We start from the raw sequence: 26,205 nt of genomic DNA, 5'->3' as shown, positions 1-26,205 counted from the left end.
GTGGCGCTTGGTGGCGCCTAGCTTCGCCACTGCGCGAGCAGCGCCTCGGGCACCTCGATGCCCTGCGCCTCGGCGCGCAGCCGCAGTTCCTCGCGTCGCGCGCCGGGCAGGCGCACGCCGTCGTCGCGCAGCATCTCGCCCACCAGCACCTCGACACGGTCGAGGTAGCCCGCAGAGCCCGCGAGCGCGCCGGGGTCGATGACGATGAAGGCCTGGCCGATGCGCGGTCGGTTGCCGGCATCCTCGAAGAAGCTCGATGCCTCGAAGCCGAACTGCGCACCGATCAGCGCCGTGACCAGCAGTTCGACCACCAGCGCCAGCATCGCGCCCTTGGGGCTGGTGGTCGCGCCGATGGGCAGCATCGAGCCTTCGAGCGCGGCCTGCGCATCGGTGGTCGGCTGGCCGTGGCGGTCGACGGCCCAGCCGATCGGTATGGCCTTGCCCTGCTTCGCGGCCACCATGACCTTGCCGCGCGCCGCTTCCGAAAGGCTCAGGTCGATGGCGAGCGGCAACGCACCGCGGCGCGGGAAGATCGCCGCCACCGGGTTGGTCCCGAAGATGGGATGGCGCCCGCCGGCCGCCGGCATTGCGGCCGGCGAATTGGCAAAGCCGAGCCCGACCATGCCGGCCTCGGCCACCGGCCGCAGATGGTCGACCACCACGCCGCAGTGGTGGCTGTCCGTGACGCCCGCAATCGCAATGCCGAAGTCGCGCGCGCGGCCGATGGCTTCGGCAACGGCCATCTCGCAGGCGGCGAAGGCCAGGCCCTCGTGCGCATCGATCAGCGCGGCCGCGCCTTTCTGGCGGCGCAGCGTCGGCACCGCACTGCCATTCACCCGGCCATTGCGCAGGTGCGTGGCGTACTGGGCCACGCGGGAGAGGCCGTGCGAGCCCAGGCCCTGCGCCTCGGCCAGCACCAGGGCGCGTGCGGCGGCCGACGCCATCGCCTCGTTCGCGCCGGCCGCGCGCAGTGCCGCGGCCACGGCGTCCCGCGCTTGTTCAAGGCTCATCGTCGTCATGGCTCCAGCGCCTCCAGCACCTTCTGTGCAATCAGGTTGCTCACGCGCTCGTTCGACTCGGCCGTCACGCCCGCGATGTGCGGTGTCAGCAGCAGGTTGGGGCAGCCGTCGAAATGCGGGCTGGCCGCGAGCGGCTCGGCCTCGAACACGTCGAGTGCCGCGCCGCCGAGCCGGCCTTCGCGCAGCGCAAGCGCCACGGCGGCTTCGTCGACGATGCCGCCGCGCGATGTGTTGACGAGCACCGCGCCGCCCTTCATGGCCGCGATGCGCGGCGCATGGAAGAGGTTGCGCGTGCCGTCCACCAGCGGCAGGTGCAGGCTCACCACGTCGGCCTGCGCCACCAGCGCATCGAGGCCCAGCGGCTGCGTGCCCGTTGCGGCGAAGGCCGGGTGGCTGCCGTCCATCATGGCGTCGAAGGCCGCCGTGCGCATGCCGAGCGCCTGCGCGAGCCGCGCCGTCAGTTGCCCGATGGCGCCGAAGCCGACCAGCCCGAGCGTCTTGCCCGCGAGCTCGCGTCCGTTCGACAGCGCATTGCGCGGCCAGCGCCCCGCCGCCACCGCGGCGGTGGAGCCATAGGCGCCGCGCAGCAGCAGCATGGCGCTCGCAATCACGTACTCGGCCACGCTCAGTGCATTGGCGCCCGTGGCCGGAATCACCCGGATGCCGCGCGCTTCGCAGCCCGCCACGTCGATGTTGTCCAGGCCCACGCCCAGGCGGCCCACCACCGTGCACTGCGTGAGCGCATCCAGCAGTTCGCCGCGCACCTGCGTGCGGTTGCGCACGATGAGCGCATGGGCCCACTTCGCTTCCTTGTAGAGCCGGGCGCCGTCGTCCACCAGCGCCACGTCGTAGAGAACGTCGTGCCGCTCGCGCAATTGCGCAACCGCGGCGGCGTCCATGAACTCCGCAATCACTATCCGCTTCATGATGCTTGCGCGGGCGCCGTCAGGCCGACTCGTACAGCCGCGTCAGCACGAACTCGCGGTGGCCCAGCGCTTCCGCCGCGGTGAGCCGGCCGTTGGCGGTGCGCAGCATGCATTCGAGCAGCTGGTCGCCGGCCTGGTCGAGCGTCATTTCGCGCTGCAGCAGGCCCGAGGTGTCGACGTCGACGTGCTCGCTCATGAGCCGCACGGTGCGCGGGTTGGCGCAGATCTTGATGACCGGCAGGATCGGGTTGCCGATCACGTTGCCCTGGCCCGTGGGAAAGAAGTGCACCGCGTAGCCCGAGGCGGCGCACAGCGTCACCATCTCGGCCGCCGCGCTGGACGAGTCCATGAACCACAGGCCCGGGCCCGTGGGCACCTCGGCCTTGTCGAGCACGCCGTCCACCATGCACTTCTTGCCGATCTTCTGGATGTTGCCCAGCGCCTTTTCCTCGATGGTCGTGAGGCCGCCCGCGATGTTGCCCTTGGTGGGCTGCGAGTCCGACAGGTCGCTGGTCTTGTGGCGGTTGATCATGTCCTGGTAGCGGTTGAACATGAACATGAAGCGCTCCTTCACGTCGGGCGTGCGGCAGCGGTCGGCCACGATGCGCTCGCCGCCGGTGATCTCGGAGGTCTCGCCGAACACCAGCGTGTTGCCGGTCTCGTAGAGCTTGTCGAAGGCGTTGCCCACGGTGGGGTTGGAGCCGCAGCCCGAGGTGGTGTCGCTCTCGCCGCACTTGGTGGACACCCACAGCTCGTGGATGCCGCAGGGCTCGCGCTGCTTCTCGCTGGCGGCCTGCACGAACTCGCGCGCCACCTTGCTCGCGCGCAGGATGGTGTCGTGGTCGCCGTGGCCCTCGATGCCGAAGCCGGCCACCGGCTTGCCCGTGGTGGCGATGCCGTCGACCACCTTCTGCGTCCAGCTGTCCTCGATGCCGATGACGACGACCGCCGCCACGTTCGGATTGCAGCCCGCGCCGATCAGCGTGCGGAAGTGCAGCTCCAGGTCGGCGCCGAACTGCAGGCGGCCGTAGGGATGCGGAATGGCGAGCGCGCCCTTGATGTTGTGGGCCACCGCTTCGGCGGCCGCGTTGGAGAGATCGTCCAGCGGCAGGATGATGACGTGGTTGCGCACGCCGACGCGGCCGTTTTCGCGGCGGTAGCCGAGGAAAGTGGTGTCTTTGGAAATGATGGACATGCGGTTCTTTCGGATTCGTGGGTGATGTGGAATGGGCGAAGCGGGGGCGGTGTCCTACCAGCGCTTGGTCTTGATGTTCTGCACGTGCGCGTGCTCGCCGGCCTTGATCGGCGCCACCACCTTGCCCATGTCGATGCCGTACTTCCACACCGTGTCGCCGGGCGCCATGTCCTTGAGTGCGACCTTGTGGCCGATCGGGATGTCCTGGCGCGCATCGACGCTGGTCATGCGGTCCTCGTCCATGATCCAGCCGCTGAGCGACATGCCGGCCTTGACGCCTTCCACCACCACGACCGCGACCGTGTCCTTCGCGTCGTGCAGAACGAAATGAATCATCGTTGTCTCCTGTTGTGACTCGCTGAGAATTTGCAGCCGGGCCAGTGTCCGAGTGCGCGTCTCCGCATGTCAAACAGGTCATATGAATGACTTGGATGAATCGCGATGCGGCCGCCACAATGCGCCATGCCCCGCTCGACAGACATCTCCGCGTTCGAACCGATTCCCGCCGAGTCGGCGGGTGCGCCGCTCTACCGGCTCGTGAAGCGCTCGCTGCTGCGCGCCATCGAGTCGGGGCGCTGCGCGGCCGGCAGCGTGCTGCCGAGCGAGAGCGAGCTGGCGGCGGCGCTCGGCGTGTCGATCGGCACGCTGCGCCACGCGACCGACGATCTCGTGGCCGAGCACATCCTCGTGCGGCGGCAGGGGCGCGGCACCTTCGTTGCGGTGCACAACGACGACCGCTTCATGTTCCAGTTCTTCCACGTGGAGCGCAGCGACGGCCTCAGGCAGGCGCCGCAGGTGGAGTTCGTCGCCTTCGAGCGCGTGCGCATGGACGAGGAGCCCGCGCAGGCGCTGGGCCTGCGAACCGGCGAGCCCGCCATCCAGATCGACAACCGGCTGCTGCTGCAGGGCAGGGCGGTGATCCACGACCGGCTCACGCTGCCGGCGCTGCTGTTCAAGGGCCTGACCGAGAAGCGCTTCCGCGAGCGGCCGAGCACCATCTACCACCTCTACCAGACCGAGTTCGGCATCACCGTGACGCTGGCGCGCGAGCGCGCACGCGCGATGGCGGCCGACCGCAGCGTGGTGCGCATCCTGGGCGTGGCACCGGGCGCGCCGGTGATGGAGGTGCGGCGCACCGCGCTCACCTTCGGCGACAAGCCGGTGGAGTACCGCGTGTCGACCATCAACACGGCGCAGTACGAATACGTGCACCTGCTGTCGCGGCCGGCCTGAGCGCCGCGCTCAGTTCACACCGTGTGTGCGCCCAGGCCGGAGGAGGTGTCCACCGGAAAGCTGTCCCATTGCACCGACGGATCGAACGCGGCGCCTGCGTCGGCATCGCCCGCGGTGATGCCGGCCTTGCGGCGCAGCGTCTGGTCCTGCGTGCCGACACCGCCGCCGGTCCAGGCCGTTCCGGGGTCCACGCCGAGTTGGCCGAAGCGGTCGACGACCACGCCCGATTTTTCCAGCGTCAGCGCATCGTCGCCGTTGAAGTTGGCGACGCCGCTGGTGATGGTGCCGGCCGGCTTGAAGGCCGCCGCGGCACTGGCGTTGGCCAGCACCAGCACGCCGCCGGCCGGCAGCGTGCCGGTCAGCGGCAGCGAGTTGGTCGGTGCGACCGCGCCGTTGGCATACAGCTTGACGGTGTACAGGCTCAGGTCCACGGCCGCGGCGGTCGGGTTGTAGATCTCGATCACCTTGTTGTTCGACGTGCCTTCCACGTATTCGCTGAAGAACAGCTCGTGGTCCGCCGGCGGCGTCACCACCACAACGGTGCTGACGTTCACGCTGCCCGATTGCGTGGCGGTCTGGCTGGCGGAGTTGGTCAGCGTGACCACCACGTTGAAGCTGCCGGCAGCCGCATAGGTGTGCGTGACGGTGCCCGTGCCAGGCGCCGTGGTGGCGGCGCTGCCGTCTCCCCAATCGATTGCAAGGGAAGACAGCGTGGTCGAGCCGCCGGGCAGCGCTTCCGAAATGTTCACGCTGTAGGTTTCGCCGACCTTGACGGCCGCCGGGATCGATGCGGTGACGATGGGCAGCGTCACTGCCGCATCGGCCGCCAAGGTGAGGCCGACAAGCACGGGATCATGGTCCGATGCCCGGAAGGGCGTGGGCGCATAGCGGTCGTCGGTGGTGAAGTCGGTGTTGTAGTCGAGCGCGGTCGGCTCGTCGGCGTTGATGTGCCACACGCTCACGCCGCTGACCTGCGCGCCCAGCGACGCCGAGGCATAGGCATGGTCCAGCGCACCTGTCTCGCCGCCGAAGACGTAGGTGTAGCGGTCGTTGGCGGCCATGCGCTTGAGCAGGCTTTCGTTGCCGGCTGCTTCCAGTTCCTTGGTCGGGTCTTCCAGCAGGTAGCTGTTGAAGTCGCCCATCATCAGCACGTCCGATTCGCCCATGAGCTTGAGCTTGCCGACAAAGCTGTTCAGCGCCTTCGCCTGCTGGATGCGCGCCAGGTTGAAGCAGCCCTGGCCCAGGTCGATGTCGCCCGTGGCGGGGCAGCTGCCCTTGCTCTTGAAGTGGTTGACCACGAACCAGAAGCCGCCGTTGTTGCCCACCGCGCTGAAGCGCTGGGCCAGCGGAGGCCGTCCGCTGGCGGCGGTGTAGTCGGCCAGGTCCGTGCCCGTCGGGAGAACGGCGTTGCCGATGCGCTGGACCTTCGCGGGCTTGTACAGGATGTCGACCTTGATCGCGTCCGTGCCGAACACGCCGCTGTTGACCGCGGCATAAGTGCCCGCGCCCACCTTGGCGTTGAGGGCCGCCAGCAGGTCGTTCGTTGCGACGTCGGTGTTCTGGATTTCCATCAATCCCACCACGTCGGCGTCCAGGCCCGCGATGGCGGCCACGATCTTGGCCTGCTGCCGATCGAACTCGTTGCGGTTGTTGGCACCGCGGCAGTTGGCCGCGGATGCGGGGCCGGTGCCGAACGAGCAGCCCTGGCCGGTCTGGCCCGAGGAAGTTTCCCCGTTCTGGAAGGTGGTGAAGTAGTTGAGCACGTTGAAGCTGGCCACCTTGAGCGAGCCGCCGACCACCGGCGCGGTCGCCGGGCGCGCATTGGCCTGCGCGAACTCGGGCGCCACCGTGGGCTGGATGCGGTAGGCGCCGAAGTTGTGGCTCAGGATGCCGGTCAGCTTCTGCGTCGTGTCGCCCATGCGCCGGGTGCCGTCGGTGCCGGCCGCGCTCAGGTAGGGAATGGGGCTCGGGTTCTGGCGCGAGGAGCCATCGTCGAGCACGATGCGCGAGAGCAGGTTCTGCGCATGCGTGGCCGCCGTGTTGCCGTTGGTGGCATTGAACTGCCGCCCGTTCAACGCCAGCACCATCTGGCCATAGCGGCCCAGCTCGAATATTTCCGTCACGGCCAGGGGCTGCGAGATCTCGACCAGCATGCCTTCATATCGCTCCAGCGTGGCGTCGTCCGCCACCGGCAGCGTGACCTGTGTCGGGGCGAGGGCAATGCCGCTGCCGCAGATGCTGACGGCCACCGGGTCCTGGGCCGTGCCGGCAATCTGCGTGATGCTGTCGGGCTTGGCCCCGGCACCCGCGGTCTGGCCGAATTCGGTCACCACGCCGGAGACCTGGACGAAGTCGCCCGCGGCCACGCGGGTGGCGTTGCCCGGCGCGTAGACGAAGATGCCTTCGGAGGTCAGCGGGTCGGCATCGGGCACGAGCTGCTGCACGAAAAAGCCGTTCAGCTTCACGCTCGTCGAGCCGGTGTTCTGGAAGTCACCCACGACCACGCCACGCACGGTCACGGCTTGCGTCGCCAAGGGGCTGGTGTCGCCCGTGCCCTGGATGGATGAGATGGGCGCGAGGGGCGCGTTGGCCGGGACGGCGGCGGCGCATGTGGGCGCGACAGGCGGCTCCGCGACCGGCGGTGGCGTGTCTGGCGATGGCGGGGTGCCGGGCGGCGCGCTGCCTGCCGGTGGCGGGGGGATCAACGGGAAGGAGGCCCCGCCGTTGCCGCCGCCGCCGCAAGCGGTCAGTGCGACGGCCAGTGCCAGGGCCAAGGCCTTGAGCTGGCGGAACGATCTCGATGCTGGAGATGTCATGGGAATTTTCTGGATGAAAGAGGGGAACAGCGCGCGGATAGCCGGCGTTTTACGGTTCTTGTGTGTAGCCCCCGAGACACCCCCGCCCGGCCCGGGCAAATTGCCGGGTCGGCGCAACGCGCCCTTGCCGCCGGCGGCCGGCTAACGCACCGACGAGGCGCGCGGCACGGTCGCCCCGCAATGCCGAAGGAAGTCGGCGGTGGCGCGGCCGAGCAGCTTGTCGCGGTGCATCACCGTGGCCAGCCGCCGCATGCCGGCCGGCAGCCGCGTGCGCAGCTCGATCAGGTGGCCGTCTTCCAGCGCCTGCGCCACCGTGTAGCGCGAGAGGCAGGCGAGGCCCGTGCCCGAGGCCACCACGCGCTTGATGGCCTCGGTGCTGCCGAGCTCGAAGCCCACGCGCACCTGCTCCAGGTTCTGGATCAGCCACGCATCGGTGACCTGCCGCGTGCCCGAGCCGTGCTCGCGCAGCACCCAAGTGGCCTGCGAGAGCTGGTGGTGCGTGGCAATGCGCTTGGCGAGCGGATGTCCCGGTGCGGCGACGATCACCAGCTCGTCTTCGCGCCAAGCGCGCACCACCAGGTCGGGGTGGGTTTGCGGCCCCTCGATGAAGCCGACGTCGACGTCGAATCCCGCCACCGCCTCGATCACGTCGCGCGTGTTGGCAATGTGCAGGTGCACCTGGCTCTGCGGGTGCAGCGCCGTCCATTGCGACACGCGCTCGGGCAGCAGGTACTCGCCGATGGTGAAGCTGGCCGCCACGCGCAGCGGCGCCGCATGCTCGCCGCTGAAGAGCGCCTCCACCTCGCCGGCCTGGTCGAGCAGGGCCTGGGCCCTGGGCAGCAGCGCGCGTCCGTTCTCGTTGAGCACCAGCCGGCGGCCGAGCCGGTCGAACAGCAGCGCGCCCACGGAAGACTCCAGGTCGGCCAGCGCGCTGCTCGCGGCCGACTGCGAGCGCGCGACGCGGTCGGCCGCGGCGCGCGTGCTGCCGCCCCGCGCCGTGGCCACGAACACCTCGAGCTGGCGCAGGTTGAGCCGAAGCCGCTGCGCGGTGTGCTGTGGCCGCTGATCTGTTTTTCCGGTCATCGTGAGCGATATTCTCCGCTTTTTCGTTTGATCGAGGCTCTCTAACATCGGCGCAGCCCCGCATGAAGACAAAGGACCGCCAGTGTTCAGTTTCCTGTCCCGAGAGCCCGTCCACGATCCGCTCGCCGCCCCCACGCCCACGGCGGACACCGAGGTCAAGACCACCACCTGCTACATGTGCGCCTGCCGCTGCGGCATCCGCGTGCACCTGCGCGAGGGCGAGCATGGCCCGGAGGTGCGCTACATCGACGGCAACCCCGAGCATCCGCTGAACAAGGGCGTGATCTGCGCCAAGGGCTCGTCGGGCATCATGAAGCAGGTGTCGCCTGCGCGCCTCACGCAGCCGCTGCTGCGCAAGGCCGGCAGCGAGCGCGGGGCCGGGGAGTTCGAGCCCATCAGCTGGGAGCGTGCCTTCGACATGCTGGCCGAGCGGCTCGGCAAGATCCGCGCGACCGATCCGAAGAAGTTCGCGCTCTTCACGGGCCGCGACCAGATGCAGGCGCTCACGGGCCTGTTCGCGCGCCAGTTCGGCACGCCCAACTATGCGGCGCACGGCGGCTTCTGCTCCGTGAACATGGCCGCGGGAATGATCTACACCATCGGCGGCAGCTTCTGGGAATTCGGCGGGCCCGACCTCGACCGCGCCAAGCTGTTCGTGATGATCGGCACCGCCGAGGACCATCACAGCAACCCGATGAAGATCGCCATCAGCAAGTTCAAGCGCGCGGGCGGCCGCTTCATTTCGATCAACCCGGTGCGCACGGGCTATTCGGCCATTGCCGACGAATGGATTCCGATCAAGCCCGGCACCGATGGCGCATTGTTCATGGCGCTGCTGCACGAGCTGATCGCAAGCGACCTGATCGACCACGCTTTTCTCAAGCGCTTCACCAATGCGCCCCAGCTCGTGGTGCTGGACGACTGCGAGCGCCAGGGCCTGTTCGCCTTCGACCCGGACCCCACGCGCGGGCCGCCCGGCGACGGCCGCAATCCGCACAACAAGCTGGTGTGGGACAACAGCAGCGGTGGTGTGAAGAACGCCTACCCCGAAGGCATTGCCGACGGCTGCGATCCCGCGCTCGAAGGCCACTACACGCTGGCCGACGGCACGCGCGTGGCGCCCTCGTTCCAGCTGCTGCGCGATCGCGTGGCCAGCTGCACGCCCGAGTGGGCCGAGGCCATCACCGGCATCGATGCACAGCGCATCCGCAAGCTTGCGCGCGAGATGGGTGAGACCGCGCTCAGGCAGGCCTTCGAGCTGCCCATTGCGTGGACCGATGCCTGGGGCAAGAAGCACCCGACCACGCAGGCACGGCCCGTGGCCTTCCACGCGATGCGCGGGCTCGCGGCGCATTCGAACGGCTTTCAGACGGTGCGCGCGCTGGCGGTGCTGATGAGCGTGCTCGGCACCATCGACGCGCCCGGCGGCTTCAGGCACAAGGCGCCGTACCCGCGCCACATCGTGCCCAACTACCGCGCCTTCAACGATCCCGGCATGATCCAGCCGAACACGCCGCTCAATGCCGCGCCGCTGGGCTTTCCGGCCAACCCGGAAGAGCTGGCCATCAACCCCGATGGCTCGCCGATCCGTATCGACCATGCGTTCTCGTGGGAGCATCCGCTGTCGGCGCACGGGCTCATGCACAACGTGATCACCAATGCGGTGAAGGGCGACCCCTACCGCATCGACACGCTGCTGATCTTCATGGCCAACATGGCGTGGAACTCCAGCATGAACACCATGGCCGTGCGCGAGATGCTCAACCGCAAGGACGAGAAGGGCGAGCACATGATCCCCTTCCTGGTGGTGTGCGACGCCTTCCAGAGCGAGACCGTGGCCTTTGCCGACCTGGTGCTGCCCGACACCACCTACCTCGAGCGCCACGACGTGATGAGCATGCTCGACCGGCCGATCTCGGAGTTCGACGGGCCGGTCGATTCGGTGCGCATTCCGGTGGTGCCGCCCACCGGCCAGTGCAAGCCGTTCCAGGAAGTGCTGATCGAACTGGCCTCGCGCCTGAAGTTTCCGGCCTTCACCACGCCAGAAGGCGGGCGCAAGTTCTCGGGCTATCCGGACTTTGTCGTCAACTTCCAGCCGCAGCCGGGCATCGGTTTCCTGATGGGCTGGCGCGGCAAGGACGGCACCGAGCACCTGCGCGGCGAGCCCAACCCCAAGCAGTGGGAGGCGTATGCAGAGAACAACTGCGTGTTCCAGTACCACATGCCCGAGACCATGCACTACATGCGCAACTGGAACCGCGAGTACCTCGACTTTGCAAAGGACAAGGGCTGGCGCCAGCGCAACGACCCGGTGCAGCTGGCGCTGTACTCCGACACGCTGCAGAGCTTCCGCCTGGCCGCGCAGGGCAAGAGCCCGGGCCGGCAGCCGCCCGACGCGCTGCGGGAGCGCATCGACACCTACTTCGATCCGCTGCCTTTCTGGTACCCGCCGCTCGAGGAGGCCTCGACCGATCTCGACGCCTATCCGCTCAACGCCATCACCCAGCGGCCGATGGCGATGTACCACTCGTGGGATTCGCAGAACGCGTGGCTGCGGCAGATACACAGCCACAACTACCTGCACGTGAACCCGCTCACCGCGCAGGCTGCCGGCATTGCCGATGGCGGCTGGTGCTGGGTCGAGAGCCAGTGGGGCCAGGTGCGCTGCATGCTGCGCTACAGCGAGGCGGTGGAGCCTGGCACCGTCTGGACCTGGAACGCGATCGGCAAGGCCGATGGTGCCTGGCAGCTGGCGCCCGGCGCGGACGAGGCGCGCAAGGGCTTCCTGCTCAACCACCTGATCAGCGAGGAACTCCCCTGCGCGGGTACCGCGAGCGGCCGCATCAGCAATTCGGATCCGGTCACGGGGCAGGCCGGCTGGTACGACGTGCGCGTGCGCATACGGCCCGCGGAACCGGGCGAGCCGGAAGAGAGTTTTCCGCAGATGGCGAGCATGCCGAGTGCACCGGGAGTGCTGGGGAAGGCGGCGAACGTGCTGACGTACTTTGCGGGGAGGGGGAAGAAATGATGCAGTGGCTCAAGGACCTGATGGCCCCCGTTTCTTCGGTCTTGCCCCCTCTCCCTCCGGGAGAGGGTTGGGGTGAGGGCGGTGGGGCTGGAATTGGAAGCAGTGCCGTGATGCGGGCCGCTGCACCCTCACCCCAACCCTCTCCCGCAAGCGGGAGAGGGAGCAGTATCCGCGCCGAGCCCGGCGAAACCCTCGCCAAGCAACTCGCCCTCGTCATCGACCTCAACGTCTGCGTCGGCTGCCATGCCTGCGTCACTTCATGCAAGCAGTGGAACACCTCCGGCAGCGCCGGCCCGCTCGCGGACGCGCAGCCCTACGCTGCCAACCCCACCGGCACTTTCTTCAACCGCGTGCAGACCTACGAGGCCGGCACCTTCCCGGCCACGCAGACCGTTCACTTTCCCAAGAGCTGCCTGCACTGCGAAGACCCGCCCTGCGTGCCCGTGTGCCCCACGGGTGCCAGCTACAAGCGCAAGGAAGACGGCATCGTGCTGGTCGACTACGACAAGTGCATCGGCTGCAAGTACTGCGCATGGGCCTGCCCGTACGGCGCACGCGAGCTCGACGAAGAGCGCCAGGTCATGACCAAGTGCACGCTGTGCGTCGACCGCATCTACGACGAGCACCTGCCCAAGGAAGACCGCAAGCCAGCCTGCGTCAAGGCCTGCCCGACCGGCGCGCGCCTGTTCGGCGACGTGAAGGACCCGGACTCCGAAGTGTCGAAGGCCATCCGCGAACGCGGCGGCTACCAGCTGATGCCCGAGTGGGAGACGAGCCCGGCCAACCAGTACCTGCCGCGCCGCGTCACGCAGCAGACCACCCCTTCGATCGAAACGCAGGAGTAGCCGCATGCATCCCGCGTTCTCCATTCTTTTCTTCACCACGCTGGCCGGCGCCGCGCAGGGCCTGGTCGTCGCGCTTGCGCTCGCGGTGCTGCTGGGCCTCGCGCTCGCGCCCGGCTTTCTCACGCTGGCGCTGGGCGTGGCCGAAGTGCTGCTCGTGGCCGGCCTCGCGGCTTCGTTCATGCACCTGGGCCGCAAGAGCCGCGCATGGCGCGCCGTGCTGATGTGGCGCACCTCGTGGATGTCGCGCGAAGTCATCGTGCTGCCGGGCTTCATCGCGCTGGTGGCGCTGTGGTGGCTGTCGCTGCGCTTCGGCGCCGGTGCGCCGTGGTCGTGGCTGCTGCCGGTGCTGGTGCTGTGCGGCGCGGCCGCGCTCTGGTACTGCACCGCCATGATCTATGCGTGCCTGCGTTTCATCGAGGAATGGGCGCATCCGCTGACTGTCGTCAACTTCACGCTCATCGGCCTGTCGTCGGGGCTGGTGCTGGCCTGTGCGATGGCGGTGCTGTCGGGCGAGTCGCGCTTCGTGCAGTTGTTCGGGCCCTGGGCCCTTGCCGCCACGCTCGCGGCATGGGCCGCACGCGGTGGGGCGCTCAGGCGCAACGCGGCGATTCGCCACAAGTCGACCTTGCAATCGGCCACCGGCATCCGCGCCGAGAAGCTCGTGCAAAAGTCGATGGGCATGTCGGCCGGCTCGTTCAACACGCGCGAGTTCTTTCACGGCGCCACGCTGGCCGCGCTCAAGAACATGAAGCTCGGCTTCCTGCTGCTGGCCTTTGTGCTGCCTTCACTGTTGCTGCTGTGGGGCGTTGCCAGCGGCGCCGTGTGGCCGTGGCTGCTGGCGGTGCTGGTGCAGGCACCGGGGCTGCTCGCGGAGCGCTGGTTCTTCTTTGCGCAGGCGAAGCACCCGCAGAACCTGTACTACCAGGTGGTGTCCTGAGGATCGGACCAAGGGTTTCGTTCAGGCCTGGAAGTTCAGCTTCAGCCCCGGCGTCGGCCAGTCGTCGATGGCAATCAGCCGCCCGCTGCCCGACAGCGTGATGTAGGCCGTGCGCATGTCGCGCCCGCCAAAGCAGATGTTGGTGGTGTAGCGGTCGGGCAGCGGCACGTGCTCGCAGCTGCTGCCGTCGGGTGCGACGATGGTGATGCCGCCGTGCAGCAGCGTGGCCACGCACAGGTTGCCGAGCGCATCGGCAGCCATCGAATCGAAGCGCTGGTAGTCCCCGCCCGGCGATGCGCACAGCATGCGCCCGCCGTGCGGCGAAGGCCAGCCATCCTTGCGCACGCGCCCTGGCGCCGTGATGTCGAAGGCCCAGAGTCGCGCGCCCTCGGTCTCTGCGTAGTAGAGCATGCGGCCGTCGGGTGAAAGGGCGATGCCGTTGGGCGTCATCACCGGCCGCGCCACTGCATGCACGCCGCTGCCGTCGGCGTGGCCGTAGAACAGGCCGCCGCGGTCCATGTCGCATTCGCGCGTCTTGCCCAGGTCGGTGAAGTAGAAGCCACCCTGCGCGTCGAACACAATGTCGTTCGGCCCGCACAGCGCAGCCCCGTCGGCCGTGTCGTAGAGCCGCTCGGCCTGGCCCGTGGCCAGGTTCACGCGCTCGATGCGGCCGCCCGAATAGTCGTCGGCCTGGCCCACCGGGCGGTGGCAGCCGTCGGCCTCGGTGTGCCAGCGGAAGCCGCCGCTGTTGCACACGTACACCGCGCCGTCCGGGCCCATGGCGGCGCCGTTCGGCCCGCCGCCCAGGTCGGCAACCACCTGCACCAGCCCGTCGTGCCGCACGCGCGTGAGCGTGCCGCGCGCAATTTCGACCAGCAGCACGGAGCCATCGTCCATGGCCACGGGCCCTTCGGGAAACTGCAGGCCGGTGGCGAGTTCGCGGATGTCCATCGGAAGCCCCTTTTCTTCTTTGCAGGGGTTCCGAGTTTGCTTCTTCTTGCCTGTTTCGTCATGCCTGGATCGGCGTCAGCAGTTTGTCGGGCGTGATGGGCAGGTCGCGCACGCGGCGTCCGGTGGCGTTGTAGACCGCGTTGGCAATGGCGGCGGCCACGCTGGTGATGCCGATCTCGCCCACGCCCTTCACGCCCATGCGATTGACCCGGGTGTCGGTTTCGGGCGCGAAGAGCACCTGCACGTCGCCGATGTCCGCGTTCACGGGCACGTGGTAGTCGGCCAGCGTGCGCGTGACGAAGTGGCCGCTGCGCTCGTCGAGCACCGACTCTTCCATCAACGCGTTGCCAATGCCCCAGACGATGCCGCCGATGATCTGCGACGCCGCGGTCTTGGGGTTGAGGATGCGCCCGGCCGCAATCACCGCCATGTAGCGCGGCACGCGCACCAGGCCCAGGTCTTCGTCGACCCACACTTCGGCAAAGTTGGCGCCGAAAGCGTAGTGCGACCAGGCGGCGATGTCCGCGCCCGGCGTGGCCGTGTTGCTGGCGCGCCATTCGTTCAGCTGGGCCGCCTGCAGCAACTCCGCCACGCTGGGTTCGCGCACGAAGCGCAGGTTGACCTTCTCGCGCAGCTGCTGCTTGGCCGCTTCGCAGACCGCGAGCGCCGCGGTGCAGAAGGTGCTGGCGCCCCAGGAGCCGCCCGAGCCGGGCGTGGGCGGCAGGGCCGAATCGCCGAGCCGCACCTGCACCTTGTCGAGCGGCAGGCCCAGCGTCTCGGCAGCGGTCTGCGCAATGATGGTGTAGCTGCCGGTGCCGAGATCGGTCGCGCACATCTCGACCACCGCGCGCACGTCGCGGCCGCTGCGCGTGAGCAGGAGGTTGGCCGAGGCGCCGCGATGCGGTGCGCCGCGCGATGCCGCGCTCATGCCGTAGCCCACGAGCCAGTGGCCCTGCCTGCGGCTGCGCGGCATGGCGCTGCGGTTGCTCCAGCCGAATTTCTCGGCGCCGATGCGCATGCATTCGACCAGCGAGCGGCTGCCGAAGGGCTTGCCCGTGTCGAGGTCGGTCCTGGCGTCGTTCCTCACGCGCAATTCAACGGGGTCGATCTTCAGCTGCTCGGCAAGCTCGTCCATTGCCGATTCGAGCGCAAAGCTGCCGGGTGCCTCGCCCGGTGCGCGGGTCCACTTCGGCGTCTGCACGTTGAGCCTGAAGGCGCGGTGGGTGACCTGCGAGTTCGGCACCTCGTACATCATTCGCGAGATGACGCCGGTCTGCTCGACGAACTCCTCGTGCACCGAAGTGTGGGTGACGGTGTCGTGGCCCAGCCCCGTGAGCCGGCCGCTCGCATCCGCACCCAGCCGCATGTGCTGACGGTTGTGCTGGCGCAGGCCGACCACCATGAACATCTGCTGCCGCGTGAGCACATGCTTGACCGGCCGCTTCACGAGGCGCGCGGCCAGCACTGCCAGCATCGCGTTGTCGCGCGTGAGGATCTTGCTGCCGAAGCCGCCGCCCACGAACGGGCACACCACGCGCACGTTCTCGCGCGGAATGTCGAAGGTGGCGGCAATCGCCGGAGCGGCATCGCTCACCATCTGCAGCGAGTGGTGCACCGTGACCTTGTTGTCGCCCTCCCATGCGGCCACCGTGGCGTGCATCTCCATCGGGTGGTGGTGCTCGATGGGCGTGTTGTAGACCGCATCGACCGTGCCCGCCGCGGTGCGCAGGCCCTGGTCGAGATCGCCGCGCCGCGTGTCGGTCTTGTAGCCGGCGTTGATGGCCGCCGGCGCATAGGCGTTCTTGACGTTGGCGTCGAAGCCGATGCGGGGCTGGGCCGCGTCGTAGCTCACCTTCACCAGCGTGGCCGCATGGCGCGCCTGCTCGAGCGTTTCGGCCACCACAAAGCCGATGAGCTGGCCGTGGTGGTGAATGGCCGTGTCCTGCAGCAGCGGCGTGGCGCGCGTGAAGCGGTTCTGCGGCGTCTCGGCCGCGGGCGGCGCCATCCTGGGCACGTTCTTGTGCGTGAGCACCAGCAGCACGCCGGGCAATTTTTCCGCCGCCGCCGTGTCGATGTCGCGCACGCGCCCGGCCGCCACGGTGCTGCCCAGCGCAACGCCGTACACCAGCCCCGGGTAGGAAAACTCGGCCGCATAGCGCGCCTGGCCGGTCACCTTGAGGCGGCCGTCCACGCGGTCGACCGGCTGGCCGATGAGGGAAGTCGCTTGCCTGTTCATGCCGTGCTCCTGCTCGTGGTTTCCAGTGCGCGCACGATGCTCCGCTTGGCCAGTTCGATCTTGAAGCGGTTGTGCTCGAAGCCCGTGGCGCCGGCCAGCGCGGCATCCGCCGCCTGGCGGAACAGCGCCATGTTGGGCTCGGCGCCTTGCAGCAGGGCCTCGGCCTCGCGCGCGCGCCAGGGCATGTGGGCCACGCCGCCCAGGCAGATGCGCGCCTGCCGGATGCGGTTGCCCTCTATGTCGAGCGTGGCCGCCACCGACACCAGCGCAAAGGCATAGCTGGCACGGTCGCGTACCTTCAGGTAATGCGAGCGCTGCGCGAAGCGGGCGCTCTCGGCCGGCAGGTCGATGGCGGTGATCAGCTCGCCCGGCGCAAGATTGGCGTCGAGTTCGGGCGTCTCGCCCGGCAGGCGGTGGAACTGCGCAATCGGAATGGTCCTGCGGCCCGATGGCCCCTGCAGTTGCACCACCGCATCGAGCGCATGCAGCGCCTGCGCCATGTCGCCCGGATAACTCGCGATGCACTTCGCGCTGGTGCCCAGCACCGCGTGGTTGCGGTTGAAGCCCTGCAGCGCGCTGCAGCCCATGCCTGGCTCGCGCTTGTTGCAGGGCTGGGTCACGTCGTAGAAGTAGGGACAGCGCGTGCGCTGGCGCAGGTTGCCGCCGTTGGTGGCCGCGTTGCGCAGCTGGCCCGAGGCGCCCGCAAGAATGGCCTGCGCCACCAGCGGGTAGCGCGTGCGCAGCACGGGGTGGTTGGCCGTGTCGCTGTTGCGCGCCAGCGCGCCCAGCCGAAGCCCGCCCCCGGGCTGCGCCTCGATGGCCGCCAGCGGCAGGCGGTTGATGTCCACCAGCTGGTCGGGCGCTTCCACGCCTTCCTTCATCAGGTCGACGATGTTGGTGCCGCCGGCCAGAAAACGGGCGCCCGGCTGCGTGGCCGCCCGGACGGCCGTGTCCACGTCGGTGGCGCGGGTGAATGCAAAGGGCTTCATGCGCGGCTCCTCCGGGTGTTGCCCGCGCGCGGCATCAGGCTCACTTCGCGCACCGCGGCCACGATGCCCGGGTAGGCGCCGCAGCGGCAGATGTTGCCCGACATGCGCTCGCGGATCTCGGCGTCGCTCAGCTGCGCCACCGGCCCGGTGCGCCGCACATCGGCCGTGACATGGCTCGGCGCACCTTGCTCGGCCTCGCGCAGCATGCCCACGGCCGAGCAGATCTGCCCCGAGGTGCAATAGCCGCACTGGAACCCGTCGTGCTTGATGAAGGCGGCCTGCATCGGATGCAGCTCGCTGCCGCGCGCCAGCCCTTCGATGGTGGTGATCTCCGCCCCGTCGTGCGAGAGCGCAAGCGCCAGGCAGGAATTGATGCGGCGGTTATTGACGAGCACCGTGCATGCGCCGCATTGGCCGTGATCGCAGCCTTTCTTCGTACCCGGCAGCGCCATCTGCTCGCGCAGCAGATCGAGCAGGGTCGTGCGCGGATCGACTTGCAGCGCATGCGGCTTGCCGTTGACGCGCAGCGCGAGGGCCATGGAAGAAGAAGAGGGCGGCGCTGCATTGGCATCCGCCGGTGCGGCCGTTGCCACCGACGCCGCCATGGGCGCGGACGCCAGGATGCCGGCAATGCCGGTCGTTCCGCTTTCCGCAAGGAAGGCGCGGCGGGTCAGCTGGCTGGCGGGGGAGGGGAGAAGAGGATTACTGTTGTTTTCGTCGTCAGGCAAAGCATCGGCCTGCCGTTCATCGGAAAGGAGGGATGTCATCGTGGGTGGCACCTGGGGTGGATCGATCGATGAAGGAGCCTCGCCGCGCGGGCTGTGGCCCAAGCGCTGTCGAGGGGCGTCGATTCCCCAGCTTAGCTATCGATAACTTGTTGCAGGCATCGGTTTTTTTTATACCTGCGGGGTCTGCTCAAGCGCATCCTGCGCTGCGTGTCGGTCGATATGATTCAGCAGGGGAGAGATATGCCGACAAATTCAAATGCCGCGGCGCGAGCCCAGCATACGGAGCCAAGCAAGGCTCCCGCATGCGAGGCGATTCGATGAAGACAGTCTTGCGCCTCGTGCTGAACGTGTTCGCGTGGTTCCTGGCCATGCCCGCGCTTTTCGTTTCAGTGGCGGCACTCCATCACCACAAGATCGTCTCGATCTCCGAGAACATTGTTCCGATGACCGCAGCCGTGCTGTCACTGTGGGCCGGCGTGATCTACTGGCGTTGCGTGCCGAGCACGCCAAGCGCATGGCGCCGCGCCGGCTACCTTGTGGCCTTCCTGGCCGCCATGTTCCTCCTGGGCTGGGCGGCGATGTGGGTGACCTTCGTCGTCATGCTGGCAATCTACGGCGCGTAGCAGCCGTCAATCCCCTCCACACCCCCCGCGCTCCAGCACCGGCAGCAGCTGCGGCCCCAGCGACTTCAGCAGCTGCGTCGGCAGCGCGCTCGTGAACCGGTAGCGCGCGGCGTAGGGTTCGTTCACGTAGGCCATGATGGTGCCGAAGTAGCGGTCGCCGATCGTGAACACGAAGGTGGCCGAGCGGCTGATCTTGCGCTCGGTGCCCGGCCGTCCGCCGCGGCCGGTGTGCCCGTAGCGATGGTCGCCGGTGCCGGTCTTGCCGCCGATCTCCATCGCGCGGCCGTTCGCGTCCACCAGTGCGCCCTTCAGGCGCCGCGCGGTGCCGTCCTGCACCACCTGCACCAGCGCGCGGCGCAGCGTTGCGGCCACCTCGGTGGGCAGCACCTGTTCGGCGCCCGCGTTGCGCGGCTCGAGCCGTGTCTCGTAGGGCGTGTCGCGCGCGAAGTGCAGCGCGTCGACCCGTTGCACCCGCCGCCGTACGCCGTCGCTGGCGATGATGCCCATCAGTTCCGCCAGGGCGGCCGGCCGGTCGCCCGACGCGCCGATGGCGCTCGCGTAGGACGGCGTCAGCGATTCGAAGGGGTAGCCCAGGCGCTGCCACGAGCGGTGGACCTCCGCGAAGGCGTCGAGCTCGACCAGTTCGCGCAGGCGCTTGTCCTGCGCGCTCTTGTGGCGCGTCTTGAAGAGCCAGGCGTAGACCTCCTGGCGTTCGCTTGCGCTCGCGTCCAGCACCTCGGTCAGTGTTGCGCCGGGATGGCGCCGCAGGTATCCCACAAGCCACAGCTCCAGCGGATGCACGCGCGCCACGTAGCCGCGGTCCGCAAGCGAGAGGCCCGCGTAGGTGGTGCGCAGCGCCCGCAGTGCACGCGGCGAGCCGGCGAAGCCCTTGCCCAGCCGCTGCGTGAGCAGCTCATTGAGCCGCTCTTCGCTGGCCTCGGGCTCGATCGTGAACAGCACGCTCGCCAGGCGCGGCGCCGATGGCTTCAGGCCCCGCAGCAGCAGTGCCTCGGCACCCGCGGCCGACTGGCGCTGGTACTTGCGATAGAAGCGGATCAGGTAGGCCGAGCCTTCGCGGTCGGCAAAGCGCCGGAGCATCTCGCGGCGGCGCGGGTCGGCCGGGTCCTTCAGCAGGCGCTCGGCGTCCGACGCGCCGCCGAACATGCGGTGGCGCACCACGTCGCGCATCAGGCGGATGAACACCAGGTTGATCGAATGCTTGAAGCCCTCGCGCACCGTCATCGATTCGCTGTTGCGCGAGCGCTCGAAGTTTTCGAACTGGTGCAGGCCGCCGCCGGTGAAGAAGGATTCGCCCGGGTTCGCCGAATACTTTCGCTCCATGGCCGCCTCGAGCATCGGCGTGAGGCGGCGATCCTTGGCGCGCAACAGGTACTGCCGCGCCCACATGCCCAGCGGATCGCGCGGGTTGTTCGCCAGCGCGGCGAGCTGGGCGGGGCTCAGGCCGGACCAGCGTTCGTGCAGCTCGGCCACCAGTTCGAGGTAGCTCACCAGCGTGCGCAGCTTGGCGGTCGAGCCCAGGTCCAGCCGCGCGCCCTGGTTCACGTCGAAAGGCTGGTTGATGTTGTCGGCCTGCACGCGCAGCAGGTTGGCCTGGGCGCCGCGCTCGAACAGCGTGAAGCTGTAGATCAGCGGCGCCGGGTCCGCACCCGGGTCGAGCATGTGCGGGCCGAACAGTCCCGCGGCCTTGGCCGCGGCGGGCGTCCGCAGGCCGGTCAGCACCCGCGCCGCGAGCGCCTGCGCTTCGCCGTCCAGGCTGGTTTCGGCCTCCAGGTCGAGCCGCTCCAGGTCGTAGGCGCGCGGCACGTCGAGCAGCGTGGAGATGTGGGTGCGCAGCGCGGTCGTAGCCTTGCGCTGCACGAAGTCCGGACGCGGTGTCGACGGCAGTTCGGGCCGCAGGTGCAGGGGCAGCGGCAGTGCCGCATCGCGCAGCGAGGGCGCGATCAAACCCGCCTCGGCCATCAGCCGCAGGTAGCTGTCGGTCAGCCGGGCCAGGCCCGTGCCGTCGCCGAGCAGGTGCTGCGACGGGCGGCGCTGCGCGATCATCAGCGACAGCGCCTGCTTGAAGGCCTCGGCCTGGCGCTGGAGCGCCTCGGGCGTGGGCGTTGCCGCCCCTTCGGCGTTGTCGGCAAGCAGGCGGTTGACCTCGCGGAAGTCGCGCCCGTACCAGGCCCACAGGCCGTCGCCCAGGCCGTGCACCTCGCCGATGCCCGGGCGTGCGGCCAGCGGCACCGTGTCGAGGTAGTCGACGACGATCTGGCGGCGCCGCGCCAGCGTGTCCTCGCCGTCCTGGTAGGCGCGCACCGAGGCCGAGACCATCTGGCGCAGCTTCTCGCGCACCGAGCCGGTGCGGCCCTGCGGCGAGTGGCGGTACTTTTCGATCTGCGTGGCCAGGGTGCTGCCGCCCGTTGCCGACCCGCGTGGGTTGAACACCCGCAGCCCCTGCTCGACCGCGGCCTTGGCAAAGCGTTCCGGATCGAGCGCGGGGTTGCGCTGCGTCGGCTCCGCGTCGAGCAGGTGGCGGTCCTCGACGAACAGCAGGGCGCTCACCAGCAGCGGCGGCACGTCTTCGAAACGCTCGTAGGCGCGCTGGGGCACGCGCGTGTGCAGCAGCGCCGCGCTGCGGCAGTCGCGCACGGTCAGGCCGGCCTGGTTCTTCTCGCGGTAGGGCGTGAAAAGCCCGTGCTCCTGCAGCTCGACCAGCCGCGGCGACATGCGCGCCTGGCGCGTGATGGCAAAGCCCTGGGGCTCCAGGCGGTCGATGAAGTGGGGAAGATCGTGGTAGCCCAGCCGCTCGTCGTACGGCCCGGTCTGGGGGAAGCGGATGGCATCGCTGGCACCGGCCTCGACGCTGAAGCCCGCGCCGCGGGAAAAGTCGCGCCAGAAGGCCGATTGCCATCGGGAGGTCTTCAGCTCGTTGACCACTGCGAATGCGGCAAGCGCACCCAGCACGGCGAGCCCGCCGCTGATCCAGAAGACCTTCTTGAACCTTGTCATGCTGCCTCGCACAGTCTGAACCGGGGGTCCGTCCATGGCGATGATGCGCTTTCCGCGGGCAGTTGACTCGTGCGCCCGGTGCTCTTCTGTGCGGGACAACTACCTATGGCGGATCATCGATGCATTGGCATACAAAGCGTAGTTCTTTTGTTTCCAGTGGCAACGGGGCCGGTCTTCCTCAGCCCACCGCCTTGATCAGCCGTTCGCGCCCCGCCTTGGCCAGCATCGAGGCCACCGCGCAGGAGGCCAGGCGCGCCGGCTCCGAGTCGGCCCGGCTCGTCAGGATCACCGGCACCCGGGTGCCCAGCACAATGCCCGCCGCATAGGCCCCGCCCAGGAAGCTCAGGCTCTTGGCCAGCATGTTGCCCGCGTCCAGGCTGGGCACGATCAGCACGTTGGCGCGGCCCGCCACCGGCGAGACGATGCCCTTGATGCGCGCCGCCTCGGCGTCGATGGCGTTGTCCATGGCCAGCGGCCCGTCGAGCTGCGCACCGGTGATCTGGCCGCGGTCGGCCATCTTGCACAGCACGGCGGCGTCCAGCGTGGAAGGCACCTTGGTGTTGACCGTTTCCGTGGCCGAGAGAATCGCCACGTGCACCGCCGGCATCAGCAGCGCATGCGCAAGGTCGATCGCGTTCTGCACGATGTCGACCTTCTCTTCGAGCGTGGGCGCGATGTTGATGGCGGCGTCCGAAATGATCAGCGGCTGCGAGTGGCCCGGAATGTCCATCACGAAGCAGTGACTGATGCGCCGCGACGTGCGCAGCCCGCCTTCGCGCCGCACCACCGCGCCCATCAGCTCGTCGGTGTGCAGGCTGCCCTTCATCAACGCATCGACCTCGCCGCGCAGGGCCATGGCGACGGCGGTGTCGGCTGCGGCGTGGCTGTGGGGGGCGTCGACGATGGGGATGTTCGAGAGGTCTGCGCCGGCTTCGCGTGCTGCGGCCTCGATCTTTGCGCGCGGGCCGACCAGCGTGGGGGCGATGAGGCCCAGTGCGGCTGAAGCCAAGGCGGCTTCGAGCGAGACGGCGTTGGCGGGGTGGACGACCGCGACGCGCAAGGGTGGGAGGGCGCGGGCGGCGGCGATCAGGCGGTCGTAGTGGGGGTGGGTGGCGGAGGGAGAAGAGGGGGCCATGCGGGCTCCGGAAGATGGGCGGTTCTTAGATCACGACATTGTCTTGATCAACTCGAGCGCGCGACCCCGCGCATCGGGCGCGAGCGCATAGAAGGCGAGCAGCAGCTCTGCCGCATCGTCATCCGTGGCGTAGAAGTACGCGACCGGAACATTGAGCACAGCAGCCAATCTCTCTACGGTCAACCAATCCGGCGCGTGTTTGCCCCGTTCATATTGGTTCATTCTGGCGCTCGATGACATCTCGTCGATGCCGGCCATGATTCCCAACTTCTCCTGCGACAAGCCGGCTCGAAGTCGAGCGGCCTTCAGGCGCTTTGCAAGTACCGACAAAAAAAGCACCCCTAACAATTTTGATCAGGGATGCTCAAAGTTTCTGGCGCGGGCTACACTAAGGATTGCTTAGTAAAACGGGGGATTGTCTTGGACGCGTCAGACATTCTTGAGAGCAAGTTGTCCCAATTGCAATCTCTGTTGAGTTGCTGCTATGGCGATGGGGGCGAGTGGTTCGAAGTGATTGGGGCGAGGCATCGGGACAACATCATGTGGATTGCGGCGGATCTGGCGACTGAAGTCAGCCGGCTCTCTCAGGAGATCTTGAAAGGAAACCACGTGATGGACTTGCCGAAGGCGCAAACAAGGCCGCCGCTGTAGAGCGCGATCCCCCGTTGCAAGCGCGGCGCGCGCCGGACCGCCGGGTGGCACCGAGTTGGGTAGCTGGCCTGAATGTGTCACCACGCTGCTGGGGCCATGGATGCCGGGCGAAGGCATGGATCGGCAGCGTATAGGCGCCTTGCGCTTGGCGGCAGCAGCTATTTTGCTGGTGAGAATGAACTGGCAACACTGGCGCGGCAGAAGCTTTGCGCAGGTATCGACCGGAACTGAGGCTCCTTTTAGAGCCGTCAGTTCATCAACATCACTGTGTATGGCAGGTGAGAGAGCAAGTGCGGCAGCCGTTCACTTGGTGGAAGTGGGCGCGAGCAGCTTGCACAGCTGGTTGGCATGACGAATGCCAGCCGAGTGATTGCACGTTCTGCGGCTGAGGCCAGTAGACACAGCCCTCGGCGTGAACTTCGTGGTCGCCATTTGCTTGCACTGTTCGATTAACACAGTATTGCGGCATCTCGGTCTCCTCTAGTTGGAAGCGCAATCTAGATTGAAGGAGCGCCTTCACCAATCACGAATTTGAGTGATTGACATCTTCTTGTGTCAGTGGCGTTTCCGGAAAATCCCACAACTGTTTCGACCACCATATGCACCGGTGCCAACGTCTGAGGCCATGCAAAGTGCTGCTCGGCCGAAACCTTGCCTATCGGTCCCTTTCTGAGTATGAGGTCTTTCAACGACTCCGTCATGAGCGATGGGCTATGAAAAAACAACCGATGCCATGCAGCGCATCTTGACTGCGGACGGTTTGTTTCACGACCAGCGCAACCAATCAGATCGCGCTTCCCGCTAGTGGGGCGTACACAGTCAAGGAATGGTGGTCGCTCGAAAGCAGGGCAGTTCGGCCAACTCTAAACACTGGGAGATTTCGCTCGGCGCCTACAGAGATACCACAGCCGCAAGTGCGGTAGTTGTCGGCACCGCGACTGTCATCACCATCGCGGTGTCTGCTGGCGCTTCCGGCTAGCTCGTCGAAGCTGTGGCAGCCCCAACGAACGGCTGTATCTCCATCCATGGAACGGGCGCAGCAGCCACAAACATCCGATGGCTCTTTTCCGCTCAGACGGATGAGCTCGAGTTCCCGCAACCGACGCCGCCACTACCATCCGATGGTTGGCGAGCGTCAAGCTCACAGAGATCGTTGGCTAGGATTTTGGATCGAAAGCTTTTCGTCGGGACAGCCAGCGATGGAGCATCAGTGTTGGCTTAAATCTCTCACGGCCGCCTTGACCTCCGCCATGGCTGATTGCACCTGTTCGAATGTGATCAGGCTGAGGCGGCGGAATGCATCAAGGTCGCTTGAGAGCTCGAGTTCATCTCGCATTGCCACGAGCAATCGATCCAGTTTGTCTGTCACTTCCTCTTTAAGCGCGGTCATCAGGAATTGCGCTATATCGAGTTGCATGGCCGCTAGTTGTGCCTGAGCCGAAGCCGCCTGCGAGGTATGCCGATTTGCCTCCTCTTGGCTGGCATCGAACTGTTTTCTGATGGAGCCAAATTCATCCTGATCGACCCGCTGCGAGAGGTTGAACTGACGCATCAATTCCACGTAACTATCTGCTCGTTCTCTTGCCTGGCGGTAGAGATCGTTGTGCACCTTCGCTGTTGCTCGCAGGCCCGCAAGGGGAATGACTTTGGCCAGGCTACGCATCAATAAGCTTCCATAGACGTTTAACGTCTCACGAGCCAATTCGGCCGTGTGCTGCTCTGCAACGATGGAGACACGATAGACCGCCAACGAGAGATTCCCTATCTCGCTCCTCAGATCAAGGTCGGCTATTTCCTTCTCAGTTACGGCACCAAGAAATGTCTGAAATTTGACCATCTCACCTACCGCTGCAAGGTAGACCTCTCGACGCATTGCTACCAACCTGCCGTGTCTGTCCTTTTGGGCGTCGAGTTCTCGTTCCTTCGCCGCTTCGGTCCTGGTGTGCTCGCGATTGCGGTTCTCTTGATCGACTGAGTGAGCGAGCTCGGCCTTCGTTTTCGCCTCGCTGGAACCAAGTGATAGCTCCACGCCATGTAGCGTGGTGCGAGTTGCCACAATCGCTACGACGCCGGCGATTGCCGCGGCGATGATGGTGGGGTTGTCGACTAGATAACGCCCAGACGCCTGTGCTATTTGCAGCCAATCAATCGGCATCTTCTCTCTCCTCGTTTATCCCCAGCATGGTAGCCGCAGAAGCCCGGCGGTTGGTTGGTGCGACACCTTGCCGCCAGAATTGGCTGAGCTCGAAACCGCTCCCGTCGTCGGGCCAACGCAGGTCTTTCACACAAGCTTTGAATGGCTGCGACCTCGACATCTCGCGGTCGACATCCGAACATATTTACGCATGAAGGATAAAAGCGAATATTTCCAGCGCGACTGGCCTGCGGGATGCGCAGCACCTGATAACTGAGGCTCAGAAGGCGAAGTTGGCGCGTGGGACGCGGTGGGTGCGCGAAAAGATCGACAAAGCAAAGCTGCCGAAGGAATGACGCCGCACCTCATGGCGAGTGAGGTCGAACGATGCGACCGCATAACTGAGGCAAAAAAAAGCGACGGCTTGGGGGTACGAACCCTGCAGTCGTCAATCTGCGCGCTGACGAAGTAGGGAGCGACGTGGCAGGAGGCGCGGGAAGCTGCTGGCGAGCTGTACCTGTTCCCGCCCGAGGAACCCGAGCAAACGCCAAGAATGAAAAGGACGGCGGGGTATCTGGCGCACGTGGAGCTGATGCAGGGCCTAGCGAATCTGGGGATGCCGGAGGACGACTCGGAGGCCTGAACCCGGCCGACGGCGCCA

At 67.4% G+C, this 26,205-nt stretch carries 19 protein-coding genes; 5 read left to right on the top strand and 14 right to left on the bottom strand.

Features of this window, described 5'->3' with window-relative positions; translation table 11 throughout:
* Nucleotides 1-17: 17 nt before the first annotated feature.
* From RZE77_RS19885 to RZE77_RS19870, 4 genes are read right to left on the bottom strand one after another with little or no spacing between them, the layout of a single operon-like run.
* Nucleotides 18-1,019, bottom strand: coding sequence for an Ldh family oxidoreductase (locus RZE77_RS19885; protein ID WP_319438915.1), 1,002 nt, complete (start codon nt 1,017-1,019; stop codon nt 18-20).
* Complete coding sequence (locus RZE77_RS19880) at nt 1,016-1,945, bottom strand: hydroxyacid dehydrogenase (RefSeq protein WP_319438914.1); 930 nt, start codon at nt 1,943-1,945, stop codon at nt 1,016-1,018. The genes RZE77_RS19885 and RZE77_RS19880 overlap by 4 nt, the downstream gene beginning before the upstream one ends.
* Nucleotides 1,946-1,964: 19 nt before the next feature.
* Nucleotides 1,965-3,140, bottom strand: coding sequence for a UxaA family hydrolase (locus RZE77_RS19875; protein WP_278880077.1), 1,176 nt, complete (start codon nt 3,138-3,140; stop codon nt 1,965-1,967).
* Between the two features lie 54 nt (nt 3,141-3,194).
* On the bottom strand, nt 3,195-3,476 hold the full coding sequence (locus RZE77_RS19870; RefSeq protein WP_015866594.1) for a UxaA family hydrolase: 282 nt from the start codon (nt 3,474-3,476) through the stop codon (nt 3,195-3,197).
* A 126-nt stretch (nt 3,477-3,602) separates the two neighbouring features.
* Between RZE77_RS19870 and RZE77_RS19865 the strand changes: the two genes are divergently transcribed.
* The gene (locus RZE77_RS19865) at nt 3,603-4,373 is read left to right on the top strand and encodes a GntR family transcriptional regulator (RefSeq protein ID WP_021008462.1); all 771 of its coding nucleotides are present in this window, start codon (nt 3,603-3,605) and stop codon (nt 4,371-4,373) included.
* A gap of 14 nt (nt 4,374-4,387) precedes the next feature.
* On the opposite strand, the gene RZE77_RS19860 is transcribed toward RZE77_RS19865, so the two are convergent.
* A complete protein-coding gene (locus RZE77_RS19860) occupies nt 4,388-7,189 on the bottom strand; it encodes an ExeM/NucH family extracellular endonuclease (protein WP_319438913.1) in 2,802 nt (933 codons plus the stop codon).
* A gap of 141 nt (nt 7,190-7,330) precedes the next feature.
* A complete protein-coding gene (locus RZE77_RS19855; protein ID WP_319438912.1) occupies nt 7,331-8,272 on the bottom strand; it encodes a LysR family transcriptional regulator in 942 nt (313 codons plus the stop codon).
* Nucleotides 8,273-8,354: 82 nt separating this feature from the next.
* On the opposite strand from RZE77_RS19855, the gene RZE77_RS19850 reads away from it, so the two are divergent.
* Genes RZE77_RS19850 through RZE77_RS19840 form a run of 3 tightly spaced genes read left to right on the top strand, consistent with a single transcriptional unit; the run spans nt 8,355 to nt 13,082 of the window.
* Nucleotides 8,355-11,300, top strand: a complete 2,946-nt coding sequence (locus RZE77_RS19850; RefSeq protein WP_319438911.1) for a molybdopterin oxidoreductase family protein — start codon at nt 8,355-8,357, stop codon at nt 11,298-11,300.
* Nucleotides 11,297-12,145: a 4Fe-4S dicluster domain-containing protein gene (locus RZE77_RS19845; protein WP_405546221.1), complete on the top strand. Its 849-nt coding sequence runs from the start codon at nt 11,297-11,299 to the stop codon at nt 12,143-12,145. The genes RZE77_RS19850 and RZE77_RS19845 overlap by 4 nt, the downstream gene beginning before the upstream one ends.
* Nucleotides 12,146-12,149: 4 nt before the next feature.
* A complete protein-coding gene (locus RZE77_RS19840) occupies nt 12,150-13,082 on the top strand; it encodes a dimethyl sulfoxide reductase anchor subunit family protein (RefSeq protein ID WP_319438909.1) in 933 nt (310 codons plus the stop codon).
* A 21-nt stretch (nt 13,083-13,103) separates the two neighbouring features.
* Here RZE77_RS19840 and RZE77_RS19835 read toward each other — a convergent pair whose 3' ends face one another.
* Genes RZE77_RS19835 through RZE77_RS19820 form a run of 4 tightly spaced genes read right to left on the bottom strand, consistent with a single transcriptional unit; the run spans nt 13,104 to nt 18,025 of the window.
* Nucleotides 13,104-14,033 carry an SMP-30/gluconolactonase/LRE family protein gene (locus tag RZE77_RS19835; RefSeq protein ID WP_319438908.1) on the bottom strand — a complete coding sequence of 310 codons (930 nt, stop codon included), beginning with the start codon at nt 14,031-14,033 and terminating at the stop codon, nt 13,104-13,106.
* 58 nt (nt 14,034-14,091) lie between these two features.
* Entirely contained in the window at nt 14,092-16,269 is a 2,178-nt protein-coding gene (locus RZE77_RS19830) for a xanthine dehydrogenase family protein molybdopterin-binding subunit (protein ID WP_319438907.1), read from the bottom strand.
* Nucleotides 16,266-17,258, bottom strand: a complete 993-nt coding sequence (locus RZE77_RS19825) for an FAD binding domain-containing protein (RefSeq protein ID WP_319438906.1) — start codon at nt 17,256-17,258, stop codon at nt 16,266-16,268. The genes RZE77_RS19830 and RZE77_RS19825 overlap by 4 nt, the downstream gene beginning before the upstream one ends.
* Nucleotides 17,255-18,025: a 2Fe-2S iron-sulfur cluster-binding protein gene (locus RZE77_RS19820; RefSeq protein ID WP_319438905.1), complete on the bottom strand. Its 771-nt coding sequence runs from the start codon at nt 18,023-18,025 to the stop codon at nt 17,255-17,257. The genes RZE77_RS19825 and RZE77_RS19820 overlap by 4 nt, the downstream gene beginning before the upstream one ends.
* Nucleotides 18,026-18,303: 278 nt before the next feature.
* Between RZE77_RS19820 and RZE77_RS19815 the strand changes: the two genes are divergently transcribed.
* Nucleotides 18,304-18,609 (top strand): hypothetical protein, encoded by a 306-nt coding sequence (locus RZE77_RS19815; protein WP_319438904.1) that lies wholly within the window; start codon nt 18,304-18,306, stop codon nt 18,607-18,609.
* Between the two features lie 6 nt (nt 18,610-18,615).
* On the opposite strand, the gene RZE77_RS19810 is transcribed toward RZE77_RS19815, so the two are convergent.
* From RZE77_RS19810 to RZE77_RS19795, 4 genes are all read right to left on the bottom strand, one after another.
* Nucleotides 18,616-21,624 carry a transglycosylase domain-containing protein gene (locus RZE77_RS19810; protein ID WP_319438903.1) on the bottom strand — a complete coding sequence of 1,003 codons (3,009 nt, stop codon included), beginning with the start codon at nt 21,622-21,624 and terminating at the stop codon, nt 18,616-18,618.
* 178 nt (nt 21,625-21,802) lie between these two features.
* Complete coding sequence (locus tag RZE77_RS19805) at nt 21,803-22,759, bottom strand: bifunctional enoyl-CoA hydratase/phosphate acetyltransferase (protein WP_319438902.1); 957 nt, start codon at nt 22,757-22,759, stop codon at nt 21,803-21,805.
* 30 nt (nt 22,760-22,789) lie between these two features.
* Nucleotides 22,790-23,098, bottom strand: a complete 309-nt coding sequence (locus tag RZE77_RS19800; RefSeq protein WP_319438901.1) for a helix-turn-helix domain-containing protein — start codon at nt 23,096-23,098, stop codon at nt 22,790-22,792.
* A gap of 1,519 nt (nt 23,099-24,617) precedes the next feature.
* Nucleotides 24,618-25,565, bottom strand: coding sequence for a hypothetical protein (locus RZE77_RS19795; protein WP_319438900.1), 948 nt, complete (start codon nt 25,563-25,565; stop codon nt 24,618-24,620).
* Nucleotides 25,566-26,205: the final 640 nt, after the last annotated feature.

The sequence above is a fragment of the Variovorax sp. SPNA7 genome (assembly GCF_033807855.1).
In the GTDB taxonomy this organism is placed as follows: Bacteria; Pseudomonadota; Gammaproteobacteria; order Burkholderiales; family Burkholderiaceae_C; genus Variovorax; species Variovorax beijingensis.
Note: the sequence above shows the minus strand (reverse complement) of the source record. Positions and strands in the feature narration are given on the sequence as shown.